At 75.4% G+C, this 3,840-nt stretch carries 3 protein-coding genes and 1 pseudogene; 1 reads left to right on the forward strand and 3 read right to left on the reverse strand.

Annotated elements, in window-relative coordinates; genetic code table 11:
- Window positions 1–752, forward strand: a 752-nt coding sequence (locus JNW89_RS30360) for a cbb3-type cytochrome c oxidase subunit I (protein ID WP_238451692.1), incomplete at its 5' end; no start/stop codon positions are given.
- A gap of 159 nt (window positions 753–911) precedes the next feature.
- Here the strand turns inward: JNW89_RS30360 and JNW89_RS37015 are convergent.
- From JNW89_RS37015 to JNW89_RS30370, 3 genes and pseudogenes are all read right to left on the reverse strand, one after another.
- Complete coding sequence (locus tag JNW89_RS37015; RefSeq protein ID WP_255541411.1) at window positions 912–1,046, reverse strand: hypothetical protein; 135 nt, start codon at window positions 1,044–1,046, stop codon at window positions 912–914.
- A gap of 169 nt (window positions 1,047–1,215) precedes the next feature.
- The gene (locus tag JNW89_RS30365) at window positions 1,216–2,355 is read right to left on the reverse strand and encodes a SigB/SigF/SigG family RNA polymerase sigma factor (RefSeq protein ID WP_238449550.1); all 1,140 of its coding nucleotides are present in this window, start codon (window positions 2,353–2,355) and stop codon (window positions 1,216–1,218) included.
- Window positions 2,356–2,635: 280 nt separating this feature from the next.
- Window positions 2,636–3,840 (reverse strand): annotated as a pseudogene (locus tag JNW89_RS30370) (hypothetical protein); the annotation flags it as partial.

Here is a 3,840-nt window from a genome sequence, read left to right on the forward strand (position 1 = left end):
TCTTCGCCGCCTTCGGCGGAATCTACTTCTGGTTCCCCAAGATGACCGGCCGGCTGCTCGACGAGCGGCTCGGCAAGATCCACTTCTGGACGATGTTCGTCGGCTTCCACGCCACCTTCCTGGTGCAGCACTGGCTCGGCAACGAGGGCATGCCCCGCCGGTACTCCGACTACCTGGCGCAGGACGGCTTCACCACACTGAACATGGTCTCCAGCATCGGCTCGTTCGTGCTCGGCGCGTCCACGTTGTTCTTCATCTACAACGTCTGGAAGACCTGGCGGTACGGCGCGATGGTGAACGTGGACGACCCGTGGGGCTTCGGCAACTCCCTGGAGTGGGCGACGACCTGCCCGCCCCCGCTGCGCAATTTCGACCGGATGCCCCGGATCCGCTCCGAGCGCCCGGCGTTCGACGCCAAGTACGGCCCGCACGTCGCCGACCTGGGCCGCGACCTGCCGCAACGCACCACCCGCCCGCCCCAGGAGTTCCGCGAGGAGCTGCGACACGAGCGGCACGTCCCGGAGTCGCCGGCGGCCGAGGGCGCGCACGGCGCCCGGGAGGCGGTGGAGTACCAGCCCGCCCCGCAGTCCGGGGCCCGGCCGGTCGAGGTACCGGAGCCGGAGGTGATCCGCCGGCCCAGCTTCGAGCAGACCGACGAGCCGGAGGGCAACCCGCTCGGCGCCCAGGAGCGCCCGGAGCCGGACGAGCGCTGGCGGCATCCGCACACCAAGGGCGACCCCGAGGAGCACTGACCGTCCGCTCGCCGCGCCGACGGCCACGTGGCCGCCACCACCGCTACCCGGTGGTGGCGGCCGCACCGTGTCACCTCCCGTGGCTCCCTCGCGCCGCGGCGGGCGGCACCATGGATCTTGGACAGTTGCCGTTCGCTGCTGACGGCAACTTTCCAAGATCTACGGATGGGGTGCCGGTGCGCGCCCACCTGCCGCCTGCGGCGGGCGGCTCGGCGACGCGGCCGAGCGGTCGCCGGCCAGGTGGGTCTGCGACGCGGCCGAGTAGCCGTCGGCCAGGTGGGTCTGCGCGGCCACCCACCGTCCGCAGCGTGCACCTCAGCGACGGGACCGAGTGGCCGCCGGCCGCTAGCCGCCGGCCGCGGTGACCGAGCCGGACAGCCGGGGTGGCGAGTAACTGGTCGCGGGAAGCGAGCAGCCACCGACCCCGGCACGGGCGGGCCGTGCCGGGGTCGGGCGGCGATGATCAGGCGTCGGCGGTGGCGGGCAGGCCGGCGGCGGTGAGCGACCGGCGTACCGCGGGCTGGACCCGGGTCAGCCGCAGCGGGACGCCGGTGCGCGCCGCCGCGTCGCGGCCGGCCATCAGGGCGGCGATCCCGCCGGCGTCGACCCCGCCGGCGCCGTCCAGGTCGACCACCACCTCCCGAGGCTGGCCGGTGACCGCCTCCAGCATCACCCGGCGCAGCTGGTCGGCGCCGTCCCGGTCGATCTCGCCGCCGACCTCGACCACCACCCGGTCGCCGGTGCGCTTGAGCGCGATCCGGTTCCGGCCGGTCTCGCACTCGGCGGCGCCGTTCTGCCAGGGCGGCGGCGCGTCGGCGAGCATCGCCTGGCGCAGCCAGGTCAGCGCCCGGGACAGCAACCGGGAGACGTGCATCTGGGAGATGCCGAACCGGGCGGCGATCTCCGCCTGGGTCTGGTTGCCGTAGAACCGCATGGCCAGGATGCGCCGTTCCCGCCAGGGCAGCCGGTGCAGCAGCCCGCTGACCGTCACCCGGTCGTCGACCGACTCCAGCGCGTTGTCGGACTCGCCGACCAGGTCGCCGAACTCGGCCGAGCTCTCCCCGCCCACCGGCGCGTTCAGCGAGGCCGGACTGTAGCCGGCGGCCGACTCCAGCGCGGCGAGGATCTCCACCTCCGGGGTCTCCAGCCGCGCGGCCAACTCCGCCACGCTCGGCGCCCGGGACAGCTCGCTGGTCAGCGCCGCGGTGGCCTGCCCGACCTCCAGGATCAGGTCGCGCAGCCGGCGGGGCACGTGCACCCCCCACGTGCGGTCCCGGAAGTGCCGTTTGATCTCGCCCACGATGGTGATCGCCGCGTACGCGGTGAACGAACCCCGCTCGGGGTCGTACCGGTCGACGGCGTTGACCAGGCCGAGGCGGGCGACCTGCTCCAGGTCCTCCAGCGGCTCGCCGCGCCCCCGGTAGCGACGGGCCAGCCGGCCGGCGAAGGGCAGGGCGAACCGGACGAGGTCGTCCCTGGCCTCCTGCCGACGCTCCGGTGGCAGGCCCGCGATCCGCGCCGCGTACGCCAGCGCGGCCGCGTCCAGGTCCTCCAGGCCGCGTTCCGTCGGCGGTGGTGTGGTTGTGGTGGTCTGTCCTAACATCCGCGCCTCCCTCAGGAAGGTCCCCCGCCCGGATGGGAGCCGGTCGTGCGCGTGGTCGGGCCACGCACCGGGCCGGAAGTTTGGTCACGTGCCGCGCCGGTGTCACCGGACGCGCGAGAGCGACGACAGCACGCTACGCGGCGTGCTCGGTCCGTCGCAGCGAGCGGTGTTCCCGCTCCGTAGGTACTCAATCACGCGACCCCGGGTTCGCGAGGATGTTTCGGCAGCTCGGTCCGGCGGGTCGGCGGGAAACCGCCGGACGTCCGGATTTCCGCCGGATTCAGGAGACGGCGAGGCCCATCGGAGCACCGTCCTCGCGCAGCGCGGCGAGCGCCTCGGCCACCCCGAGCGGCGGTGGCACCGGCAGGTCGTACGGCTGGTTGCGGAGCACCTCGGTGGCCCGGCGGGTGGGCACCGAGGCGACCGGGTAGCCCCGGGCGGCGGTGCGGTCGAGCGCCCGGCGGCGGCGGCCGAACGCCGCCACGGCGAGCCACTGGGGCAGCCCGGCGAGGGCGGGCGAGCGCATCCCCGGCGACTCCGGCAGCACGTCCACCGAGCTGAACGGCTCGCTGCCGGCCAGCCACAACTCCACCCCGTCGACGCTGCGCCGGGTGGCGTTCTCGCACCAGTACGGCACCAGCCCCGCCCGCACCACCTGCCACGGGTCGAGCAGCCGGCCGCACTCGACCACCAGCCGGTCGCCGGTCTTGCCGGCCCGCCGCAGCCACCGCCGGTAGAGGTCCGCGACGGCCGCGCTGAGCGCGGTGGGCTGCGGGACGTGCACCTCGTGCAGCCCATGGCCGCGGCGCCGGCCCCAGTGCCGCGCCCCGTCGACGAAGCCGGGATCCACCCCGTGCTCGGCGTGCTCGCCGGCGGCGGAGACCTCCGGCGGCTCCCAGTGCCCGCCGTCGCCGCCGGCCGACCGGAGCACCTGGCGCAGCGCGTGCGAGTCGGGGTGGAAGTCCACCGGCTCCAGGCCGCTGCCCGGGCAGCCGAGCTGGAAGCTGTGCCCCTGCCCCTCGTCGCTGACCGGCCAGGTGCGCCCGTCGCGGACCACCAGCAGCGACGCGGCGGGCTCCAGGCGGTCGGCCAGGAAGCGGGCGTACGCCTGGGGCAGGGCCTGCCAGCGGGCCACCAGCGACACCGTGGACCCGGCCAGCGCGCCCCGGCTGGCCGGGCAGTGCACCTGCCGCAGATGCAGCTCGGGGTTGCTGGCCAGCACCCGGGCGGCGAGCGCCGCGCCGTGGTCCAGGGCCGCGCGCGGCCGGTCCACCGCGCCGCGGTTCCAGTGCGCGGTCATCTCGAAAGCGGCGGGCAGCCACGGTACGCCCAGGGCGACCGCCAGGTGCACCGCCGAGGCGTGCGGGGAGCCCAGCACACCCCGGGGTACCGGCGGTGGGGTACTGGTCGACGATCCACCGGGCGACCCGCTCGGCGTCGACCTCGGCCGTCTGGTCCGGGGTGAGCGCGACCCGGCTGGCGGCC

The organism is Micromonospora sp. 4G55, assembly GCF_016803375.1.

Coding starts and splice junctions, on each gene's coding strand:
- JNW89_RS30365 (WP_238449550.1), bottom strand. CDS start 2,355: ATGTTAGGACAGACCACCACAACCACACCACCGCCGACGGAACGCGGC.